Source organism: Billgrantia sp. Q4P2 (assembly GCF_052806135.1).
This window is the reverse complement of sequence record NZ_JBRBAI010000009.1, coordinates 103,527-122,414: the sequence shown is the minus strand read 5'-3', so window position 1 is coordinate 122,414 and position 18,888 is coordinate 103,527. Positions and strand designations below refer to the sequence as shown.

Here is an 18,888-nt window from a genome sequence, read left to right as displayed (position 1 = left end):
TCAGTCGACTGGCCGGGCCACGACCAGGCACGATGTCCGACTGCCATGACGCGACAGAAGCGTGAACTCCTCCAGCGCCAAGCCGGCGTCGCGAATCTGTTCCTTGAAGGCATCTTCGTAGGTCACCTGGCCGAAATCGATGCTGGTGAGCCGCTTGAGCATGGGCTTGAGATGCTCCATGAAACGTGAAGGCCGCTGCTGGATGGTCTGGGTGAAGTAGAGTCGTCCGCCCGGATTGAGCAGTGTGCGGCAATGGCGCAGTGCCCGCTCGGGCTCCGGCAACAGCATGAAGCTGGCGGAGAAGTAGACCGCATCGTAGGGCCCGCCGCGATGATCGTAGACGGATTCGAGACGCACCTCGACATGGGCGGCGAGCGCCGCCTCCTCGAGCCGGCGCCGGGCACGCACAATGTAGTCGGCGTCGATATCGATGCCGGTAATGCGCAGGCGCTTTTGCTGCACCCGTTCGGCGTTGGCCAGCAGCGCCCCGGCCGTGCCGATGCCCACATCGAGCAGCGCGGCATCCTCGGGCAAGCGGCTCAATACTTCGGTGTACCAGCGGGCGGTGAGCCTGAGGATGAAGGTGTCGTAGACGATGCCTCTCATGGGAACCAACCTAGCATGTCTCCGCGGCCGGGCGTCGGCCCGGCGCGCACATAGGGTTTGACCAAGGTCGGGTTGCGGCGTGCGGGCGGGAACGCAACCATGATAGCGAACGTATGTACGCTATACGCACATCCCACCCTGAACAAGGCCCGAACATGAGCGAACCCTGCGCAATCGTCACCGGCGGCGCCCGTAATATCGGTCAGGCGATTGCCCTGCGCCTGCAACATGACGGCTATCGCACCATCGTGCTGGACATCGTCGAGCCCGAGGCCGAGTCGCTCAGGGCCGATGCGCACCTGGTCGACCTCGCCGAGGTGGAGGCCACCCGGGCGGTACTCGCGGAGATCCTCGAGACCCATACCGTGGATTGCCTGGTCAACAACGTGGGGATCGTCGCGCCCGCGCTGCTCGACGAAACAAGAGTGGAGGACTTCGATCGCCTGATGCACCTCAACGTGCGTTCGGCGCTGGTCTGCACCCAGGCGCTGCTGCCGGGAATGCGCCAGCGCCGCCACGGCCGTATCGTGATCAACGCCAGCCGCGTGGTACTGGGCAAGGAAGCGCGCAGCCTCTACAGCGCGACCAAGGGCGCGCTGCAGTCCATGGCCCGCACTTGGGCGCTGGAACTGGCCGGAGACGGTATCACGGTCAACTGCGTCGCCCCCGGCCCCATTGCCACCACGGCCTTCTGGGAGAACAACCCGCCGGACTCGGAGCGCGCGCGGCGCATCATCGACAACATTCCGGTGCAGCGCATGGGCGAGCCCGAGGACGTGGCCCAGGCGGTGAGCTTCTTCTGCGACGCGCGCAGCGGCTTCGTCACCGGCCAGACCCTGTTCGTCTGCGGTGGCGTCAGCGTCGGCTGATTCAGCCTAGACGATACCGCGCCGGCGCAGCGCGCCGATCTCCTCCGGCGTCTTGCCCAGCCGCCGCGCCAGCACGGCCTCGGTATCCTCGCCCAGCGCCGGCGGCGCCTTGCGGTACTCGATCGGGGTTCGCGAATACTTGATCGGGTTGGCCACGCCGGGTACCGGTCCGTGATTGGACTCGAGTTCGATCTTCATCTCACGCGCCTTGACTTGGGGGTCGTCGAAGACCTGGGCGATGTTCTGGATCGGCCCGCAGGGCACCGCGATCTCGCCCAGCAGCGCTATCCATTCGTTGCAGGTGCGCGTACGTGTGATCTCGACCATGATCGGCACCAGATCGAGCCGATGCTTGACCCGCCCGGGGTTGGTGGCAAAGCGCGCATCCTCGGCCAGCTCGGGCCGCCCCACCGCCTGGCAGAAGCGCTGGAACTGGCCGTCGTTGCCGATGGCGATGATCACCTTCTCGCCGTCGGCAGTGGGGAACGGCTGGTAGGGCACCAGATTGGGGTGGTACTCGCCAGTACGGGTGGGCAGCGTACCGCTGCAGAAGTAGTTCTGCGCCTGGTTGGCCAGCCAGCTCACCTGCACGTCGAGCAGTGCCATGTCGATGTACTGCCCTTCACCGGTCTGGCTGCGATGGTGCAGCGCACCGAGGATGGCGATGGTGGCGTTCATGCCGGTGGTCAGGTCCGCCACCGCCATGCCGACCCGCTGCGGACCGGCGCCGGGTTCGCCGTCAGCCGCCCCGGTAATGCTCATCAGGCCGCCCTGGGCCTGGATCAGATAGTCGTAGCCGGCCATGGCGGCCATCGGCCCGGTCTGGCCGAAGCCGGTGATGGAGCAGTAGATCAGCCCCGGATTAATGGCTTCCAGGGTGTCGTAGTCGAGCCCCTTGCGCGCCAGGCCGCCGCTCTTGAAGTTCTCTACCAGGATGTCGCTCTCGGCGGCCAGCTCGCGGATCAGCGCCTGACCCTCGGGCTTGCTCATGTCCACGGTCACGGAGTGCTTGCCGCGGTTGGCCGAAAGATAATAGGCCGACTCGCGGGTCTCGCTGCCGTCGCGATCCTTGAGCCAGGGGGGGCCCCAGTGACGCGTATCGTCGCCGCTCACCGGGCGCTCGACCTTGATCACTTCCGCGCCCATGTCGGCCAGTATCTGGGTGCACCAGGGGCCGGCCATCACGCGGCTCAGGTCGAGCACGCGCAGGCCTGTCAGCGGTCCCGCCATGTCATTGTCTCCGCTCGCTTTGGTTCCGCTTTATGGGTTCCACCCGTGCGTGGTGCTCACGACATCTCCTGCGTCGTCTCGCTGGTTGACGGCTGGCGACGCGAGGTGACGTAGCGATAGAGCGCCAGCAGAATCGACCCCAGCGTCAAGGCGATGAAGAACCAGGTGATCGGGCCGCGTACGAAAATCGCGAGATCGTTGTGGCCGATCAGCAGCGAGCGACGCAGGTTGTCCTCGAACATCGGCCCGAGGATGAAGCCGATCAGGAAGGGGGCCGCCGGAATCGCCGCCCGGTTGAAGACATAGCCCAGCACGCCGAAGCCCAGCATCAGCCACACGTCGAAGGTGTCGTTGTTCACGGCATAGGCGCCGTAGACGCAGAACATCAGCACGATGGGAAAGAGGATCGACTTGGGAATGTCGGCGATCAGCGAGAAGTACTTGATGGCGCCGTTGCCCACCACCAGCAGCACCAGCGAGCTGAACATGATGCCGACGAACAACGCATAGATCAGCGTCAGGTTCTCCTGGAACATGATCGGGCCGGGCGTCAACCCGTGAACCATGAAGGCGCCGAGAATGATGGCGGTGATCACGTCGCCCGGAATGCCCAACGACAGCAGTGGAATCAGGGTCGCCCCGGCCACGCCGTTGTTGCCCGCCTCGGCCGCGGCCACGCCTTCCACCTCGCCCTTGCCGAAATTGTCGCGGTTGGGCGAGCGGCGGCGGGCATCGCTGTAGGAAATGAAGGCCGCGGCGGTGGCCCCGGTGCCGGGAATGGCACCGATGACCACACCGATCAGGCTGCCGCGAATGATGCTCTTCAGGCAACGCTTGAGCTCGGCCAGGGTCATGCCCACCCCGCTGGCCTTGGCCTTGAGGTGAGGCAGCGCCTTCTTGCGATAGAACTCGATGATCTCGGGAATGGCAAACAGCCCGATCAGCAAAGGGATGAACGAAATCGAGTCCATCAGGTTGTAGTTGCCGAAGGTCAGCCGCTGGGAGCCGTAGACCTCGTCCAGCCCCACCAGGGAGAGCAGGATGCCCATCAAGGCGGCGAGCAGGCCCTTGATCATCGAGCCGCTGGCCAGCGAGATGATGATCGTCAACGAAAAGCAGATCAGCCAGAAGAACTCCGGGGCGCCGAAGTTCAGCGCGATCTTGGCCAGGTAGGCGGCAAAGAAGATCAGCGCGATGTTGGAGATGAAATCGGCGATCACCGACGAGTAGAGCGCCGTCTTGAGCGCCTTCTTGGCATGCCCCTGCTGGGCCATCGGGTAGCCGTCGAGCAGGGTGCAAGCGGATGCCGGCGAGCCCGGCGTGCGGATCAGGATGGCGGTGATCGAGCCGCCGTACATGCCGCCCTTGTAGATGCCCACCAGCAGCAAGATGGCCGCCACCGGCTGCATGGAGAAGGTGAACGGCAGCGCCAGGGCCACCGCCATGGTGGCGGTCAGGCCCGGAATGGAGCCGACCACGACACCGATGACGACGCCCAGTGCAATGGCGATGAAGTTATCCAGGCTGAGAAAGAGATGGAGGACTTCCGAGAACATATCCATAGGTCACCGAGGGCGAGGGTGAGAGCGAGCGCCTGTCGTCAGAACGGCATCAGTGGCAGCGGCACGTTCATGGCCTTCACGAAGAGGAAGGTGACAGCGGCGGGAAACACGAACGCCAGGCCATAGACCCACCAGGTCTTGACCGGATGCGCGGCAAACAGGATCAGCGTGGCCAGGATGCCGCTGATCACCGCACCCAGCGCCTCGAACAGACCCACGTAGACGACCAGGGCCACCGCCATCATGGCGAAGCGCAGCCGTGGCCCCTTCTCGATGCGCCGGCCGTCCTCCTTGTCGGTATTGTCGACCAGCAGCCCCTGCACGATCAGCAGACACGAGAAGACGAGCATCAGCCCGCCCACGATGCGTGGCAGCCAACGCGGCGACATCATCGGGTTCTGCAGGATGGGCGGTTCGCCGATGTAGTTCGGAATCAGGTAGAACAGCAGTACGGCGGAGGCAGCCAGCAGCACACACCCTGCCAGAACATCGCCGGGGTCGCGGAGCGCCCTGACACGCTTGGGAAACGAGGTCGACATGACAACCCTCCACGGACACGAGCGAGGCGAGGACGACGCCCTCGCCTCAGCGGTTGTTGCGGCCAGCCTTCTCGCTTACTGGCTGATGCCGGCCTGCTCGGCCACTTCTTGCCAGCGCTCGACTTCCTGGGCGATGAACTGCTTGAACCCCTCGCCGTCCACCTGCCCCGGCTCGGCGCCCAGCTGGTTGGAGAAGTCGAGGAATTCCTCGCGCTGCATCACGGCATCGAGTGCCTCGCGCATGGCGTCCTGGCCTTCCTGGGAGAAGGACTCATGGGCGATCAGCCCGAACCAGGCGGTGGTCACGAACTGGTCCAGGTTGTAATCGCCGATCTCGGCCAGGGTAGGCACGTCCGGCAGGTGCTCGGAGCGCTCGGCGGAAGTCACGGCCAGCGCCTTGAGATCGCCGGAGCGAATGTGCGACAGCACGGTCGGCATGTTCTCGAAGGAGACATCGACGTCGCCACCCAGCAGGGCCGGCAGAGCCGCGCCGCTGCCGGCAAACGGAACCGCGGTCATGTTGGTCTCGGTCAGCGTCTTGAACAGCTCGCCCGACATATGGATGGAGCTGCCCACGCCACTGTGACTGAAGGTCATGTTCTGCTCGCGCGCCGCCTCGACGAACGCCTCGACGCTGTCATAGGGGCTGTCAGCCGGCACTACCATCACGTTGGGAATGTCGATCAGGTTCTGCAGGAAGACGAAGTCCTCGACCGGATCGTAGGCCAGGTCGGGATAGATCGCTGCGCCGATGGTGTGGCCCGGGGATGCCATCAGAATGGTGTGCTCGGCGTCGCGGCCACCACGGGCCAAGCGGCCGGTAGCCACGGTGGAGCCCGCCCCCGGGCGATTCTCGACCACCACGTTGGCGCCCAGCTCGTCCTGCAGCAGATCGGCGACGCGGCGCGAGAGCACGTCGGTGGTGCCGCCCGGCGCGTAGGGAACGACGAGACGCACGTCGTCGGTCGGCCATTCGTTGGCGCTGGCCGCCGAAACGGACATCGCAATAGCCAGACCACCGCTGCATGCCGCCAAGCATGCCTTTCTGAATAAGCTCGTCATCATTACGCCACCTTCATTGTCGTCAATTCACATTGTTCGCTAAGCGTACATATATTCGCTATGACAACGAGGGTACTGCGTTACGACATTACCCCAAACCCGACCTTAGTCTTACCCTTGGCACCGCCTCCTTGCTCATGGAAAAACCCGGGCCAACCGTCAGGGCCCGGGTCAAGGAGGAAACATGTGAGGGGGATAGAGCTACTCCAGCGACTCAGCCATCAGGAAAAAGATCCAGCACGAGAGGAGCCAGTGCAGGTGCTTAGAGAGGGTGGTCGAGTGCTCTCAACTCCCAGAAAGCCACCACCGCCAACGTGCCGACTACCAATATGGCTAGCGTCAGCACCGTCAGCCCGGTTGCAGTCAGCGCCAGCACGGCCAGCAACGCCAGGCCTACGCAGTGGGATAGCGGTACACGGCCCCAGGCAATGGTCTTGAACAGCAAATTGCCGATCAGATACACCGCCGGGCCGCCAATCAGTGCGCTGCCCCATTTCCAACCAGCCACATCCTGCGGATGAGCAAGCAGAAACTCAGCCCCCACGGCAGTCAGGATAATACCGGCCACTAATGGGATATGGGCGTAGGTATAGGCCAGTCGTCCCAGCGCACCAGGGTTATCCGAGGTCTTGATCAGCTCTGCCGCACGCTGGTGGCCGAAGCGGAAGTAAATCCACCACAGCAGAATGGTGGTGACAAACGCCGTGACAAAGGCCAGGAACAGTGTCGGTGAAAGCTCCAACCTGGTCAGGGTATTGCCCATCACCAGAATGGTTTCGCCAAGGCAGATGATAATAAACAGCGCGCAGCGCTCGGCCATGTGCGCACCGGAAATTTCCCAATCTCGCCCCGTGGAACACCCCAGCACCGGCAGCCAAAACCCAACGGCGGCAGACAGGTATTCAATGCCCAGGGCTATGCCCCACAGCAACATACGGCGGTCGCCTTCATCCAGCGCCCCGGCCACCCAAAACACTCCGGCCAGTGCCAGCCAACTGGTGATGCGAATAAAATTTCGGTAGTTACGCTCATCCACTCCACGTAGCAGGCACATCACGACTGCCGAACGCCCCACCTGCATAACGGCAAAAGCAATACCAAAAATCAGCCCACGCTCGCCAAACGCCTCGGGGATGGAGGTGGAGAGCAGCAGGCCAACCAGCATCAACCCCAGAAACAAGCAGCGGCTGATCCAGTGTTCCGGATTGATCCAGTTGGCCACCCAAGTGGTGTACACCCACACCCACCAGATTGCCAACACCAGCATAATGCCTTCGATAAAACCGCGAGGGGTGTAATGGTGAGCCAAGGTGTGAGAAAGCTGGATGATGGTAAATACAAATACCAGATCGAAGAAAAGTTCAATAAAAGACACATGATCGGCGCCGGCGCTGCCACGCTGGCGAAATAGATGGACAGGGCTCATTTACCGGCTTCCTGATGATCGTGCAAGGCACGGGCTATACGCGAATCCGGCACAAACCACAGCACGGCCACGGTCGCATACAACAGCCAGGACAATACCGGTTGAACGAACGCCAAGCCGATACCCACGGCGTAGAGCACCATTGAGGTTTTACCCTTCCAGTCGTAGCGAAAGGCATGACGCAGAGGGTGGTCATGCTCGTGCTGATCGAGAATCCGCTTTTGCAGATAAAAATAGGCCAGCGCCGCCATCAGCAACACCGCGCCATACACCGCGCTGGGCACAGGCGCAAAGGGGTAGCTACCCACCCAGCGCGTGGCAAAGGGAATCAGCGATAGCCAGAACAGCAGATGCATATTGCCCCACATCACCGCCGGACTAAGCTTGCGGCAGGCCGAGAGCAAGTAGCTGTGGTTATTCCAGTAAATGGCAATATAGACAAAGCTCAACGCAAAGCTTAGCAGCACCGGCCATAAAGCCAGAAGATCCGACAGTTGGTCACCGGTGGTGACAGCAATGTCGAATACCATGATCGTTATAATAATGGCCAATAGGCCGTCAGTCAGCGCTTCAACTCTTCCGGTATTCATCTTGGTCTTTGTTCGCTCTCATGGGCTCTTGGGATGGAAGAGAATACTGCCTGTCTCTCGCGCCGGATGACTATCGCTTTATTATTCGCAGCCGTACTGCGGTTATCGGTTCCAATGACAAACGTACATGTGATCTCAGGCTAGCCGCCTGGTCTGGCTTGCACCAGAGGCTCAAATCAACGCAAGCCAGATAGATGATATGCGCAAATGACCACGCACCGAAAGTCGGCCCGTGGTCGTGAAAGGGGTAAGGGATTGAGGCAATGGCGGCCTAGCTCTCCATCGCCGCGAACGCTTCGGCGATGGTGGGCGGCGCCGTGGGTCGGGCGTACATCGCCTTCAGGTACTCTCTCAGCCGCGGTGCGTCGCCAAGCATTTCCTCTTCGTTGGCCCAGTCCAGGGTAAAGGCGGCGTTGAAGTCGGCGACGCTGAGCCGATCGCCGACGAGGAACTCGCGCCCTTCCATGTGCCGCTCGAGCACCGCCAGCATCTCCCTGCATTCCTGCCTGGCCAGGTCGACATCCTGAGGCAGGCGCTTCTCGTCCGGGTAGATGAAGGTGTGGCGGGCAATGCGCCACAGCGGCTGTTCGATTTCTGTTACCAGGAAGAAGATCCAGCGGTACATCTGGGCTCTCTCTTCCACAGCCTCCGGAATGAAACCCGCCTGTGGATATTTCTCGGCCAGGTAGAGCTGGATGGCGGCCGATTCGGTGATGACCTGGTCACCGTCAACCAGCACAGGGACCTTGGCGGCGGGGTTGAGCGCAAGGAAATCGGGTTGAAGATGTTCCCCTTGCAGGAGGGCCACCGGGACCTGCTCATACTCCAGGCCCAGCTCGTTGAGCAGCCAGATAGCGCGCAGGGCGCGGGTCGGTGGCGTTCCGTAGAGTTTCAACATTTTCCGGCTCCATCGGTTGGCAGGCATCTGCTGTCTTGCAGGCCTCTCATCCAGTCGAGCGGGTGCAGGTGGAATCGACACTACCCGGCGGTGAGCACCGCTGCCGGAACTGAAGACTCGTCGAGCGACCATTCACAAATGAGAAGAGCCAGCGCTTTTTGCGCTAGCTCTTCTCATCGTGTCAGGTTGCCGGCCCGCGGCACGGCCTTGGCCGTTAGAGGTAGTAGTTGTTGCGCAGACGGGGCTCATGCTGACGGTAGGCAGCAGAACCGATGTGCTTGATCAGAGGAGCACTGGTTTCGCGAGAGCCTCAAAGCCCAATCTCGACCTGCTCGTCCATGGGGACCGTGCAGCAGGTCAGCACATGGCCATCGGCCGGGCTGACCTGCGGCTTGCGCGTGTAATGCACGCTTCCCGAGAGCAGCCGCGTGGCGCAAGTCCCGCATTTGCCCGAACGGCAGTTGTAGGAGGGTTTCAGCCCGGCCGCCTCGGCGGTTTCCAGCAGCGTGCCGCTCTGCGCGGTCCATTCGGCCTGGGTCTCCGAGTGGGCGAAGGTAACCGTTGCGCGTGCAGGCAACTCAACGCCCGGGCCTATCTCATTCGTCTCATCGAGTTCGCCCGCGCCGAAAAATTCGTAGTGGATATGTGAGCGGTCGATGCCCATGTCACGCAAGCCCGTATACAGCGCTCGCATGAAACTCTCGGGGCCGCACAAGTAGAACTGGTACCCGCCGAAAGGGAGAAACCCAGCAAGCACCTCCAAGCTCAGCCGCGCCTCGGTATCGTGGGTGTGGCCCAACCTGTCGCCCGCCCCCGGCGCCGAATACGCCGTGAATAGATGCAGCCAGTCGTGCTGGCGGGCGATGGCTTCGAGCTCGCCGCGAAATGCCCGGCTGGCACCGTTCGGGGTGGCATGGATGAAGTACACCTCGCGCCTAGGCGCACCGCCTCGCCGCGCGCGCACAAGTCCGTCGAGCATGGCCATCATCGGCGTGATGCCGACGCCGCCGGAGAGCATGACGATGGGCTGGGTGCCGTCGTCCAGCACGAAATCGCCCGCGGGCGAAGCGGCTTCGATCACATCCCCACGCTCAAGCCGGTCGTGCAGCAGGTGGGAAGCCCGGCCGCGCGCCTCACGCTTGATGGAGAGGCGGTAGTCGCGCCCGTTTGGCCCTTGCGAGATCGTGTAGCTGCGCAGAATCGGTCCGTCATCGTCCTGAAGCCGGATCGGCAGGAACTGCCCTGCGACATGCGGCTCGATAGGGCCGCCATCCGCGGGTGCCAGATAAATAGAGGTGATGGTGTCGCTTTCCCTGCGTTTCGAGACGATCTGGAAGCGGCGATAACCGTCGGTCTTGAGCGCGGCCAAGCGCACCTCATCCCAGTTGCCTGTGGCATCGAGTGCGGGCCACTGTTCGGCAAGTGTCGCGGTCACCGGCAAGGTAGCGGTCGCGTGCCAGACCTCCTCCGGCACCACATCGACGATACGCTCGGCCCCCGTGAAAGCGCCGGCGCGCCCTGCGCTCCAGTCGATGGTGGCACGACCGGTCAGCACTACCGCCTCACCGGTTTCGAAGTCCGGCACGAACAGGCCCACGCGGCCATCGCTTTCGATGTTGCCGAGCGTGTTGAACATGCGGTTGCCGGAAAAATCCGGAAAGGAGAGCGACCCATCGTCGTTGATGCCGAGAAACCCCGGCCGCCCGCCGCGGTGTGAGGCGTCGATCCCAGCGTTTCCTCCCTCGAGGGGACTGGCGGCACGGGAAGCGATGAAGAAGGTATCGGCGGATTCGACAATGCGACGAACCGCCGGGTCATCCAGGCTGCTGCATCGGCCGTTGGCGGCTGAGGGCTCGCCCCTGGTGGGAGCCAGGGAGCGAGTCTGGATGTATTGCGGGCAGTTCCCGAAGCTTTGGTCGACCGCAATGGCAATAGCGCCTTCCGAGGCGCGTTGCACCCGGCCATTCATCCGATTGCGGCGCCGGTTGGTGAGATCGACCCCGACGACGCCGACGCTCGCGCCGGGCGTCAACACCAGCCCGAGCTCGCCTGTGAGAATCGGGGCACGTTGCAACACCAGCGTATTCGGGGAAGGAGAGGTCGAGTAGCCAGGCGGCCCGAAGACGGGAACGCACCATGGCCGACCCGCCGGGTCGAGCAGCCCGAGAAACAGCATCGGCAAGTTCTCGAAGAAATCGCGATGCTGCTGCGGCATCTCCGGGCGCACGAAACCTGCCGCACTCTCGAGCCAGTCGTCGGAAACCTCGGCACGCGCCTGGACGGCACGCTCGCCAGCGTGAAAGGCATTGTCCTGTGCCATGGCGGTGCCCCTCTCGGTCAGGCGGTTTCGGAAAGTGGCGTACGAGCCATACCGACGAAGCCTTTCTGCGCCTCCACCCTGGCCAGCCAAGCCCGGATCGACGGGTAAGCATCGAGACTGACGCCGCCTTCGGGCGCATGGGCGATGTAGCTGTAGCCGGCCACATCGGCGATCGTGATCGTCGGCCCGGCCAGGAAATCGCGGCGTTCCAGAATCGGCTCCATGTGGGCAAAGAGTCGATGCGCCGCGGCCTTGGCGCCTTCGTGATCCAGCGATGCGCCGAATACCGTCACCAGCCGTGCCGCGCAAGGACCACGCGCGATCTCACCGGCGGCCACCGACAGCCAGCGCTGCACTTCAGCCGCGGCCGCGGGGCTCTCAGGCAGCCAGTCGTGGCCGGTGGGGTAGGATTTCACCAGGTAGACCAGAATGGCGTTGGAGTCCGACAGCGTCACGCCGTTGTCATCGATGGCGGGGACCTGGCCGAAGGGGCTGATGGCGAGAAATTCGGGCGCCTTGTGCGCACCGTTCGCGACATCGATATCGACCGTCTCATAGGGGAGGTCGAGCAGCGCCATCATGAGTTCGACGCGATGGCTGTGACCGGATTTCGGGTGCCGGTAAAGTTTGATCGGGACGGCTTGAGTAGGGAAGTTGGGGTTCATGCTTGGGCTCCTGTGAACGAGACATGGGGACTTTCGCGCTCGATGTGGTGAGCTGTTCACGAGGATATTGGTTTCCAAAAATCCGCAGTAGATGTCAAAGTTGAAACCTAGACTTCCATTATTTGGAAACCACAGCTCAATGGATCGGTGACCCATGCCCGATAGACTCCAGACCATGGCCATGCTCCTCAGAGTCGTCGACGAAGGCAGCATCACGGCGGGTGCCCGGGCCCTGCGAATGCCCATCGCGACCGTTAGCCGCAGGATCTCCGAGCTGGAAGCCGATTTGAACGCCGAGCTGGTCCTGCGTTCTCCGCGTGGGCTGACGCTGACCGAGGCGGGCACTGCCTACGTGGCGGCTTGCCGAAGGATTCTGGAAGAGGTGGCCGAAGCGGAACGTGGCGCCTCTGGCGAATTTTCGGCGCCTCGGGGGACGCTGACCCTGACGGCTCCGATCGTCTTCGGACGCTTGTATGTCCTGCCGGTGGTCACGGCTTTCCTGCAGTGTCACCCGGAAGTGAACATTCAGCTGCAGCTCACCGACCGCCCGATGAGTATCGGTGAGGAGCACATCGATATGGCCGTGCGTATCGGCCCACTGCCGGATAGCGGCTTGATCGCCCGCAAGGTCGGCGAAGTACGCCAAGTCGTCTGTGCCAGCCGCGCCTATCTCGACGAGCACGGAAGGCCCTCTACGCCGAGCGATCTCGAAGGTGCCTCCTGCATCACCTTCGATCAGTTGCTGGCCACCCAGGCCTGGCGCTTCGAAGCGGAGGGAAAGTCGCTGCGGATTCCTGTGCATGCACGTCTAACGGTGAACACGGCTGAAGCGGCGCTTGATGCGGCAGAAGCAGGGCTCGGCTTTACTCGCGTGCTCTCTTATCAGGCCGCACCCAGGATACAGGCCGGCCGCCTTGAAACCGTATTGCAGGCGTGGGAGCCAACACCCTGGCCGATCCACCTGGTTTACGAACGCCGGCCGCTGCTCCCGCAGAAGCTACGGGCCTTCATCGATTTCGCGGTACCGCGTATCGCGCAAAGCGTGAAGGCAGGGTTTGGTTAGCGCCGAGCTTCAGACAAGGCTGATGTAACGACAAGGCGAAATGGGTGGAGCAATTATGGAGCGCTTTGTTACGTGATAGCCTATTGAAATTCTGAAACTAACTTGTGGACAGGAATCATCACGTCATGACCCGTTTTCTTAAAGAATTTGTAGGCAGCAGTTATCCTATGGCCGCCATCCACAAGCATGTATGTCTTTCCACAACCACAGTTCAATAATCGAATTGGCTCATTGATGCCGCTGCCTGCTTTCAGTGACTTGAATACCGTTTTAAGTCTCTCATCATCGCCTCGGACCCAATATATTGGAAGCTGGACAAGTTCACTGACCGCCACTTTAGTGCACATGTTTTTATTGACTCCTTGTCGCGTAACAGGTCTTAGACTATACGCCAAGGCAGGCCTGCACCAGCGACCCAGGTCAACGTAAGCCCAGAAGACGAGAGCCAGCGCAGTGCGCTGGCTCTCAGTGTCTAAGGGCCCGGTGGCTCAGGATGACTTGACCGAAGCTTGGGAATCGCTACTCGGCCACGTGGAAAGCGCCTGGGTGGCAATAGCCTCCAGCATGTCGCGGCTGAAGCCGGCCTTGGCCTGCACCGCCATGTCGTGCAGCACGGCCATGACATAGGCGGCGTTGAAGTCGGCGACGCTGAGCCGGTCGCCGACGAGGCACTCGCGCTCCTGCAGGTGGCGCCCAAGCACCGTCAGCATTTCCCTGCACTCCTGCCTGGCCAGGTCGGATTTGAGCGGCCATCAGACTTGTGCGGCCCCGCCGTCAGCGAAGACCTCGCTACCGGTCATGAAGCTGCTTTCGTCCGAGGCAAGAAAGAGCGCCACCGCTGCCGTCTCCTTGGGATGCCCGATACGACCGAGAGGTATCTGCGAGACAAAGCCCTCCAGCAACGCATCTTCCTCGCCGGCATTTGCCAAGCCCTTGAGGCCGGGTGTCTCGGTGGCGCCGGGAGAGAGCACGTTTACGCGGATGCCTGTCCCTTTCAGGTCCAGCGCCCAGCTTCGGGCAAAATTGCGAATTGCAGCCTTGGTCGCGCTGTAGACGCTGAACGCAGGCGTTCCCGTCGAGCCGGTGGTCGAACCGGTGAGGATGATGGATCCACCGGCCTGCATAAGCGGCAGAGCCTTTTGCACCGTGAATAGCGTTCCTTTGACATTGACGTCGAAGGTCAAATCGAACGACGCCTCGTCGATGGTGCCAAGCGGAGCTAGCTTTCCAAGCCCGGCATTGGCGAAAAGAATGTCTATTCGTCCGCTCTTCGCACGCACCGTCGCGAACAGCCGATCAAGGTCGTCCAGACGCGAAACGTCGCCCTGCACCGCGGTCACTCCGGAGCCGATCGTCTCCACCGCCCTGTCCAGTTCCTCCTGACGACGGCCGGTAATGAAAACCTCGGCACCTTCTGCCACAAACCGTTTGGCCGTCGCCAGACCGATGCCGCTGTTGCCGCCGGTTATGACGGCGATTTTACCTTCAAGCCTGCCCATCTCGATCTCCTGGAAAATGATAACCGCTTCGAGATAGAGAGTAGAGGCTTGCTTTCCTTTATTAAAGTATGCACCTTTTGGTAAGTACCAACTGGAGCATGCGAAATGACAACATCTGGTTTTAACTGCGGGCTGGACGCTGCGTTGGCTGTCATCGGTGGCAAGTGGAAACCTTTGATCCTGTTCCACCTCGCCCACCAAGCGCGGCGTTATGGCGACCTGAGGCGCGCCATCGGCAATGTCAGTGACAAGATGCTCATTCAGCAACTCAAGGAATTGGAGGCTGATGGAATCGTCGACCGGCTCGACTTCAAGGAAATTCCGCCGAAAGTCGAGTATTCCCTCACTGCGTTCGGCCAGACCCTCGCCGAAGCCTTGAAGCCGCTCTGCGCCTGGGGAACGGAACATATGACTGAGGTTGAGCACCTTATGTCACGGCGCCCGGTACCGCGATAGCCCGCCTGCGCGAAGACCCCGCGACCGTCGAGGTGATGCTCAATCCCGACGGCCGGCTCTGCAGGATCTCGGGAGGTAGACGCATCATCTTCATCGGCTCGGGTATCGCCAGCCGTGTGGGTTTCCCTGGGGTAGCGGACTACCTCAGCGGCGCCGTGCTGAACGTGTCCGGGGGTACCAGATCTGAGGCTTACGAATAGGCGTAAAGAAGGCTCACACAAGCCACTCACGAAAACCGAGTGCCGGCACGTGCGCCGGCTCTCGGTGTCTTGCGGCCCTCTTCGGCCAGATTCTCTGCGGTAGTGGCGGATCAAAAATCGAAAAACACCGTCTCGCCTTCGCCCTGCAGCCTGATGTCGAGGCGGTAGCGCACCTTGCCGCCGGCCTCTTCGCGCTTGGCGATGAGGGTCTGGCGGCGGGTCGGCGATTCGATGCGGGAGAGCACTGGACAAGCGGCGTTGGCTTCGGCTTCGTCCTCGAAGTAGAGGCGGGTCTGCAACTGGATGTTCACGCCGCGGGCGAAGATCGCGAGGTTGATGTGCGGCGCCATGGGCTGGCCGTTGGGGTGAGCTACCGGGCCGGGCTTGATGGTGGTCAGCGACCACTCGCTACCCTCGTCGGCAGTGGTGGCGGTACGCCCGAAGCTGTTGAACGGCTTCTTCAGGTCGAACTCGGGCTGGTATCGACCCTTGCTGTCGGCCTGCCAGGCCTCGAGCAGGGCGTCGCGCACCAGGTCGCCGTTGCCGTCGATCACCGTACCGACCACCTCGATGTGCTCGCCCTCAGCCTCGGGACTGGCCATCCGGCTCCAGATCTCCTCGTCTCGCTCGGGTAGGCCGGCCACGTGAAGGGCCAGGCCGATGTGCACGTAGGGCCCGGCGGTCTGGGAGGCAGTCTCGCGCAGCATCAGCTCGCTGCAGGGTTGGGAATTCGGCTGTTTCATCTGGTTGCCCCTTGCTGGTTCTCGAACCCGCTTACTGGTTTTCAAAGAAGGTTTGGAGCTCGCCGCGCACCACCAGGTCGAAGCGGTAGGCCAGGCAGTCCATGGGCTTGCTGCGCGCCATGTCGAGGCGTCCGACCATGGTCTCGACCGCGGCCGGATCCTTGATGGTGTTGACGATGGGGCACAGCGGAATCAGCGGGTCGCCTTCGAAGTACATCTGGGTAATCAGGCGGGTGGAGATCGAGGGGCCCATCACCGAGACGTGGATGTGCGAGGGGCGCCAGCTGTTGGGGTCGTTGGGCCAGGGGTAGGGGCCGGGCTTGATGGTGCGGAAGCGGTACCAGCCCTGTTCGTCGGTCAGGGTGCGGCCCACGCCGCCGAAGCCGGGATCGAGCGGGGCAAGGTAGCCGTCCTTCTTGTGGCGGTAGCGGCCGCCGGCATTGGCCTGCCACATCTCCACCAGGGTGTGCGGTACCGGCTTGCCGAACTGGTCGACGACGCGACCGAACATGACGATGCGCTCCCCTACCGGCAGGCCAACCGCCCCTGCCAACGCGGGGTCTTCACGATAGTTGAGCAGCAGGTCGTTGTCGTGCGGCCCCATGCGCAGGTGGCGGAAGTCGGGGCCGGAAAGCTCGGAGACGCTGGGCTGCTGCATGCTGACCAGCGCCTGTTGCGGCGAGCGGGCCACGCTGGTCTTGTAGCCGGGGGCGTAGGCCGGGGGGTGCCAGTTGCGGTCGCGCTCTACGAAGCGCTTGTTGTGATCTTGCATGGTGGTCGTCTCTTGGGGAGAGTGGTCTTGTCTCGCCCAGTGTGGCGCCTTGTCGCAGGTGCGCCAATTGACGACTCGGGCAGGCCCCATAACCGCTGGGTTATGCTGCGCTGCCGCTACGATGGCTACCTTGCACGGCTGCTCGAGCCGCGCCCGACGCTGGCCTCGCGCAACACCTCGCAGAAGGTTTCCAGCGCCAGCGAGGATGGCATGCTGGCATTGAAGCAGAGCCCCACGGAACCGCCCTGGGCTTCCAGGTCGACGGCTAGCCGACACAGTAGCCCTGCCGCCAGGTCCTCGGCGATGGCTTCCTCGGGGGCGACCCAGATGGCGTCGCTCTCCAGGGTGTAGCGCCGGCTGATGGGCAGCGAAAGCGTTTCCAGCCGCTGGCTCATCAGCGCAAGCGAATGGCGCACGCAGAAGCTTTCGACCTGCTGGCGAAGGGTGGTCTGGGGTGGCGGCAGCACCCAGGGGAAGTCGCCCAGCCGGGCGGGATCGAGCGGGGAGACGCCGGCCAGCGGATGGCCGCTGCGCACACTGAGCAGCAGCGGCTCGTAGTAGAGGTGCTCGAAGGCCAGGTCGCGAATCTCGCGCGCCTCGGTCATGCGCCCCACCACCAGATCGAGTTCGCCGCGGCGCAGGCGCGAGAGCAGGAAGGCGCTGGAGCCGGTTACCACGTTCACGCCCACGTCGTTCTGCCCGTCGGGCTCGGCGTGCCAGCGGCGGATGGCCTCGGGCAGCAGTTGGCTCTCCACCGTGGAGAGTGCGCCCACGCGTAACCAGCGGTCGCCGCGGTGGATATCGCCGACGGCGGCCACGCCTTCTTCCAGCGCACGCATGGCCGGCCCGGCATGGCGCAGCAGGGTCAGGCCCGCCTGGGTCAGCGCCACGCCTTGGGGTGTGCGTTCGAACAGCGCCGCGCCGAGGCTCTCTTCAAGCTCACGAATGGTCTTGGAGATGCCCGGCTGGGTGATCGCCAACCGCTCGGCGGCCCGGGCGAAGCTGCGCTGGCGGGCCACTTCGAGGAAGGCCTGCAGATGGCGCAGCTTGATGCGGGCGTTGAGCAAGCGACTCTCCTCGGTATTGCGATGCCGGTCATCGCCGGATTTCGCTCAGACGATACACCAGCGACGCGCCAGCGGCGAACCGCCCGGGTCAGCCCTTCTCCCCCCAGCCCAGCTCCTTGGCAAGTGCAAACGCATGGTTCGCTGCCGGCACGCCGGCGTAGATCGCCACGTGCATCAACACCTGGCGCAGCTCCGCTTCGCTGAGGCCGATGCGCTTGGCGGTCTTGAGGTGCAGCGTGAGTTCCTCGCGACCCAGCGCGGCCAGGATACCAGTGGTGATCAGGCTGCGTTCGCGCCGGGTGAGGTCGTCGTTGCTCCATAGCTCGCCCCAGGCCAACCGGGTGATCATCTGCTGGAAGGGGGCGTCGAGACTGTTGGCATTCTCGCTGGCGCGGGCGACGTGCGCCTCACCCAGCACCTGCTTGCGGGTCTCGAGGCCCGCGGCGTAGCTCACGCCATGCTCGCCGACATCTTCGCGATCGGCGGCCATCCACAGCAGCAGCCGCTTAGCCATGGCGGCGGGGCCTTCGACCGAGGGCACGTGGGCGAAGCCTTCAAGAATTTCCAGCGGCGCGCCGCCGCATTCGGCCGCCAGCGCCTGCAGGGTCTCGGGCGGCGTGGCCACGTCGTCGCTGCCGCCGAGCAGGTGCACGCTGACGTTCGGATGCTGCGCCAGCGGCCCCTTCAGCTTGCCGCGGAAGTCGGTGCGGCCGAGCATCTCGCACAGCCGGGCGTAGGATTCACCGTCGGTACGTGACATCTGGGTACGCCAGCCGGCTTCCAGGGCGGGTTCGGCGGCAAACCGCTGGGCCGAGAACCAGCGCGGCACGATCTCGCCGGACATGGCCGAAAGCCCCTCGTCGCGCACGCGGCCGGCGCGGGTGGTCCACAGCTCGCTGTTGCCGATCACGGCGCCGGTATTGGTCAGAGTGGCGGAGTAGAGCCGCTCGGCGTGCTCGGCGATCAACTGCTGGCCGACCACGCCGCCGATGGAGGTTCCGACGAAGTGGAAGCGCGAGGCGCCGGCATGCTCCGCCAGCGCCAGGGCCTCGCGGGCCAGCGCCGCCGGCGTGATTTCGCCACCTGCCTCCGGCCAGGCCTGGCTGGCGCCGTGGCCGGGCAGGTCCCAGGTCAGCACGCGGTAGCGCGGCAGCAGCGCCGGTAGCAGGTCGTCCCATACCGCCTGGGTCATGCCCAGCGGATGCGCCAGCACCACCAGCGGCAGCGCCTCGGGGCCGAGCAGGCGATAGGCGACGCTGCGGCCGTCGATCTCGAGAAACGCCATAAACACCCTCCCATTTTCAGACGTCGAATCATGGCT

General features: G+C 63.3%; 19 protein-coding genes. 3 read left to right on the top strand and 16 right to left on the bottom strand.

Going from position 1 to position 18,888, the window contains the following annotated elements:
- Positions 1-606 (bottom strand): class I SAM-dependent methyltransferase, encoded by a 606-nt coding sequence (locus tag ACUY1T_RS16230; protein WP_446024557.1) that lies wholly within the window; start codon positions 604-606, stop codon positions 1-3.
- A gap of 155 nt (positions 607-761) precedes the next feature.
- Between ACUY1T_RS16230 and ACUY1T_RS16225 the strand changes: the two genes are divergently transcribed.
- Positions 762-1,475 carry an SDR family NAD(P)-dependent oxidoreductase gene (locus ACUY1T_RS16225; RefSeq protein ID WP_446024555.1) on the top strand — a complete coding sequence of 238 codons (714 nt, stop codon included), beginning with the start codon at positions 762-764 and terminating at the stop codon, positions 1,473-1,475.
- Between the two features lie 6 nt (positions 1,476-1,481).
- On the opposite strand, the gene ACUY1T_RS16220 is transcribed toward ACUY1T_RS16225, so the two are convergent.
- The 9 genes from ACUY1T_RS16220 to ACUY1T_RS16180 form a co-directional block, all read right to left on the bottom strand.
- The gene (locus tag ACUY1T_RS16220; RefSeq protein WP_446024553.1) at positions 1,482-2,705 is read right to left on the bottom strand and encodes a CaiB/BaiF CoA transferase family protein; all 1,224 of its coding nucleotides are present in this window, start codon (positions 2,703-2,705) and stop codon (positions 1,482-1,484) included.
- A gap of 56 nt (positions 2,706-2,761) precedes the next feature.
- Positions 2,762-4,267 (bottom strand): tripartite tricarboxylate transporter permease, encoded by a 1,506-nt coding sequence (locus ACUY1T_RS16215; protein WP_446024551.1) that lies wholly within the window; start codon positions 4,265-4,267, stop codon positions 2,762-2,764.
- 38 nt (positions 4,268-4,305) lie between these two features.
- Positions 4,306-4,806, bottom strand: a complete 501-nt coding sequence (locus tag ACUY1T_RS16210) for a tripartite tricarboxylate transporter TctB family protein (RefSeq protein ID WP_446024549.1) — start codon at positions 4,804-4,806, stop codon at positions 4,306-4,308.
- Positions 4,807-4,881: 75 nt separating this feature from the next.
- The gene (locus ACUY1T_RS16205; RefSeq protein WP_446024547.1) at positions 4,882-5,808 is read right to left on the bottom strand and encodes a Bug family tripartite tricarboxylate transporter substrate binding protein; all 927 of its coding nucleotides are present in this window, start codon (positions 5,806-5,808) and stop codon (positions 4,882-4,884) included.
- A 322-nt stretch (positions 5,809-6,130) separates the two neighbouring features.
- A complete protein-coding gene (locus tag ACUY1T_RS16200) occupies positions 6,131-7,294 on the bottom strand; it encodes a low temperature requirement protein A (RefSeq protein WP_446024545.1) in 1,164 nt (387 codons plus the stop codon).
- Complete coding sequence (locus ACUY1T_RS16195) at positions 7,291-7,884, bottom strand: TMEM175 family protein (protein ID WP_446024543.1); 594 nt, start codon at positions 7,882-7,884, stop codon at positions 7,291-7,293. Before ACUY1T_RS16195 ends, ACUY1T_RS16200 begins: the two co-directional genes overlap by 4 nt.
- Before the next feature lie 271 nt (positions 7,885-8,155).
- Positions 8,156-8,782: a glutathione S-transferase family protein gene (locus ACUY1T_RS16190; protein ID WP_446024541.1), complete on the bottom strand. Its 627-nt coding sequence runs from the start codon at positions 8,780-8,782 to the stop codon at positions 8,156-8,158.
- 310 nt (positions 8,783-9,092) lie between these two features.
- The gene (locus ACUY1T_RS16185; RefSeq protein ID WP_446024539.1) at positions 9,093-11,102 is read right to left on the bottom strand and encodes a 2Fe-2S iron-sulfur cluster-binding protein; all 2,010 of its coding nucleotides are present in this window, start codon (positions 11,100-11,102) and stop codon (positions 9,093-9,095) included.
- 17 nt (positions 11,103-11,119) lie between these two features.
- On the bottom strand, positions 11,120-11,767 hold the full coding sequence (locus ACUY1T_RS16180) for a glutathione S-transferase family protein (protein ID WP_446024537.1): 648 nt from the start codon (positions 11,765-11,767) through the stop codon (positions 11,120-11,122).
- A 154-nt stretch (positions 11,768-11,921) separates the two neighbouring features.
- On the opposite strand from ACUY1T_RS16180, the gene ACUY1T_RS16175 reads away from it, so the two are divergent.
- Entirely contained in the window at positions 11,922-12,830 is a 909-nt protein-coding gene (locus ACUY1T_RS16175) for a LysR family transcriptional regulator (protein ID WP_446024535.1), read from the top strand.
- A 488-nt stretch (positions 12,831-13,318) separates the two neighbouring features.
- Here the strand turns inward: ACUY1T_RS16175 and ACUY1T_RS16170 are convergent, their stop codons facing one another.
- Both ACUY1T_RS16170 and ACUY1T_RS16165 read right to left on the bottom strand, forming a co-directional pair.
- Entirely contained in the window at positions 13,319-13,564 is a 246-nt protein-coding gene (locus ACUY1T_RS16170; protein WP_446024677.1) for a glutathione binding-like protein, read from the bottom strand.
- Positions 13,565-13,582: 18 nt separating this feature from the next.
- The gene (locus ACUY1T_RS16165; protein WP_434232716.1) at positions 13,583-14,329 is read right to left on the bottom strand and encodes an SDR family NAD(P)-dependent oxidoreductase; all 747 of its coding nucleotides are present in this window, start codon (positions 14,327-14,329) and stop codon (positions 13,583-13,585) included.
- A gap of 105 nt (positions 14,330-14,434) precedes the next feature.
- Here ACUY1T_RS16165 and ACUY1T_RS16160 point away from each other — a divergent pair, with 105 nt between their 5' ends.
- Positions 14,435-14,785: a winged helix-turn-helix transcriptional regulator gene (locus ACUY1T_RS16160; protein WP_446024533.1), complete on the top strand. Its 351-nt coding sequence runs from the start codon at positions 14,435-14,437 to the stop codon at positions 14,783-14,785.
- Positions 14,786-15,095: 310 nt separating this feature from the next.
- Here the strand turns inward: ACUY1T_RS16160 and pcaG are convergent, their stop codons facing one another.
- From pcaG to ACUY1T_RS16140, 4 genes are all read right to left on the bottom strand, one after another.
- Entirely contained in the window at positions 15,096-15,728 is a 633-nt protein-coding gene (gene pcaG, locus ACUY1T_RS16155) for a protocatechuate 3,4-dioxygenase subunit alpha (RefSeq protein ID WP_446024531.1), read from the bottom strand.
- Positions 15,729-15,759: 31 nt separating this feature from the next.
- Positions 15,760-16,500: a protocatechuate 3,4-dioxygenase subunit beta gene (pcaH, locus tag ACUY1T_RS16150; protein WP_446024530.1), complete on the bottom strand. Its 741-nt coding sequence runs from the start codon at positions 16,498-16,500 to the stop codon at positions 15,760-15,762.
- A 125-nt stretch (positions 16,501-16,625) separates the two neighbouring features.
- Positions 16,626-17,567: a pca operon transcription factor PcaQ gene (pcaQ, locus tag ACUY1T_RS16145; protein WP_446024528.1), complete on the bottom strand. Its 942-nt coding sequence runs from the start codon at positions 17,565-17,567 to the stop codon at positions 16,626-16,628.
- An 88-nt stretch (positions 17,568-17,655) separates the two neighbouring features.
- Positions 17,656-18,852 (bottom strand): alpha/beta fold hydrolase, encoded by a 1,197-nt coding sequence (locus tag ACUY1T_RS16140; RefSeq protein ID WP_446024526.1) that lies wholly within the window; start codon positions 18,850-18,852, stop codon positions 17,656-17,658.
- Positions 18,853-18,888 lie beyond the last annotated feature (36 nt).

Coding starts and splice junctions, on each gene's coding strand:
- ACUY1T_RS16220 (WP_446024553.1), bottom strand. CDS start 2,705: ATGGCGGGACCGCTGACAGGCCTGCGCGTGCTCGACCTGAGCCGCGTG.
- ACUY1T_RS16230 (WP_446024557.1), bottom strand. CDS start 606: ATGAGAGGCATCGTCTACGACACCTTCATCCTCAGGCTCACCGCCCGC.
- ACUY1T_RS16140 (WP_446024526.1), bottom strand. CDS start 18,852: ATGGCGTTTCTCGAGATCGACGGCCGCAGCGTCGCCTATCGCCTGCTC.
- ACUY1T_RS16200 (WP_446024545.1), bottom strand. CDS start 7,294: ATGAGCCCTGTCCATCTATTTCGCCAGCGTGGCAGCGCCGGCGCCGAT.
- pcaH (WP_446024530.1), bottom strand. CDS start 16,500: ATGCAAGATCACAACAAGCGCTTCGTAGAGCGCGACCGCAACTGGCAC.
- ACUY1T_RS16215 (WP_446024551.1), bottom strand. CDS start 4,267: ATGGATATGTTCTCGGAAGTCCTCCATCTCTTTCTCAGCCTGGATAAC.
- pcaG (WP_446024531.1), bottom strand. CDS start 15,728: ATGAAACAGCCGAATTCCCAACCCTGCAGCGAGCTGATGCTGCGCGAG.
- ACUY1T_RS16165 (WP_434232716.1), bottom strand. CDS start 14,329: ATGGGCAGGCTTGAAGGTAAAATCGCCGTCATAACCGGCGGCAACAGC.
- ACUY1T_RS16195 (WP_446024543.1), bottom strand. CDS start 7,884: ATGAATACCGGAAGAGTTGAAGCGCTGACTGACGGCCTATTGGCCATT.
- ACUY1T_RS16210 (WP_446024549.1), bottom strand. CDS start 4,806: ATGTCGACCTCGTTTCCCAAGCGTGTCAGGGCGCTCCGCGACCCCGGC.
- ACUY1T_RS16180 (WP_446024537.1), bottom strand. CDS start 11,767: ATGAACCCCAACTTCCCTACTCAAGCCGTCCCGATCAAACTTTACCGG.
- ACUY1T_RS16160 (WP_446024533.1), top strand. CDS start 14,435: ATGACAACATCTGGTTTTAACTGCGGGCTGGACGCTGCGTTGGCTGTC.
- ACUY1T_RS16175 (WP_446024535.1), top strand. CDS start 11,922: ATGCCCGATAGACTCCAGACCATGGCCATGCTCCTCAGAGTCGTCGAC.
- ACUY1T_RS16225 (WP_446024555.1), top strand. CDS start 762: ATGAGCGAACCCTGCGCAATCGTCACCGGCGGCGCCCGTAATATCGGT.
- ACUY1T_RS16190 (WP_446024541.1), bottom strand. CDS start 8,782: ATGTTGAAACTCTACGGAACGCCACCGACCCGCGCCCTGCGCGCTATC.
- ACUY1T_RS16205 (WP_446024547.1), bottom strand. CDS start 5,808: ATGTCCGTTTCGGCGGCCAGCGCCAACGAATGGCCGACCGACGACGTG.
- ACUY1T_RS16185 (WP_446024539.1), bottom strand. CDS start 11,102: ATGGCACAGGACAATGCCTTTCACGCTGGCGAGCGTGCCGTCCAGGCG.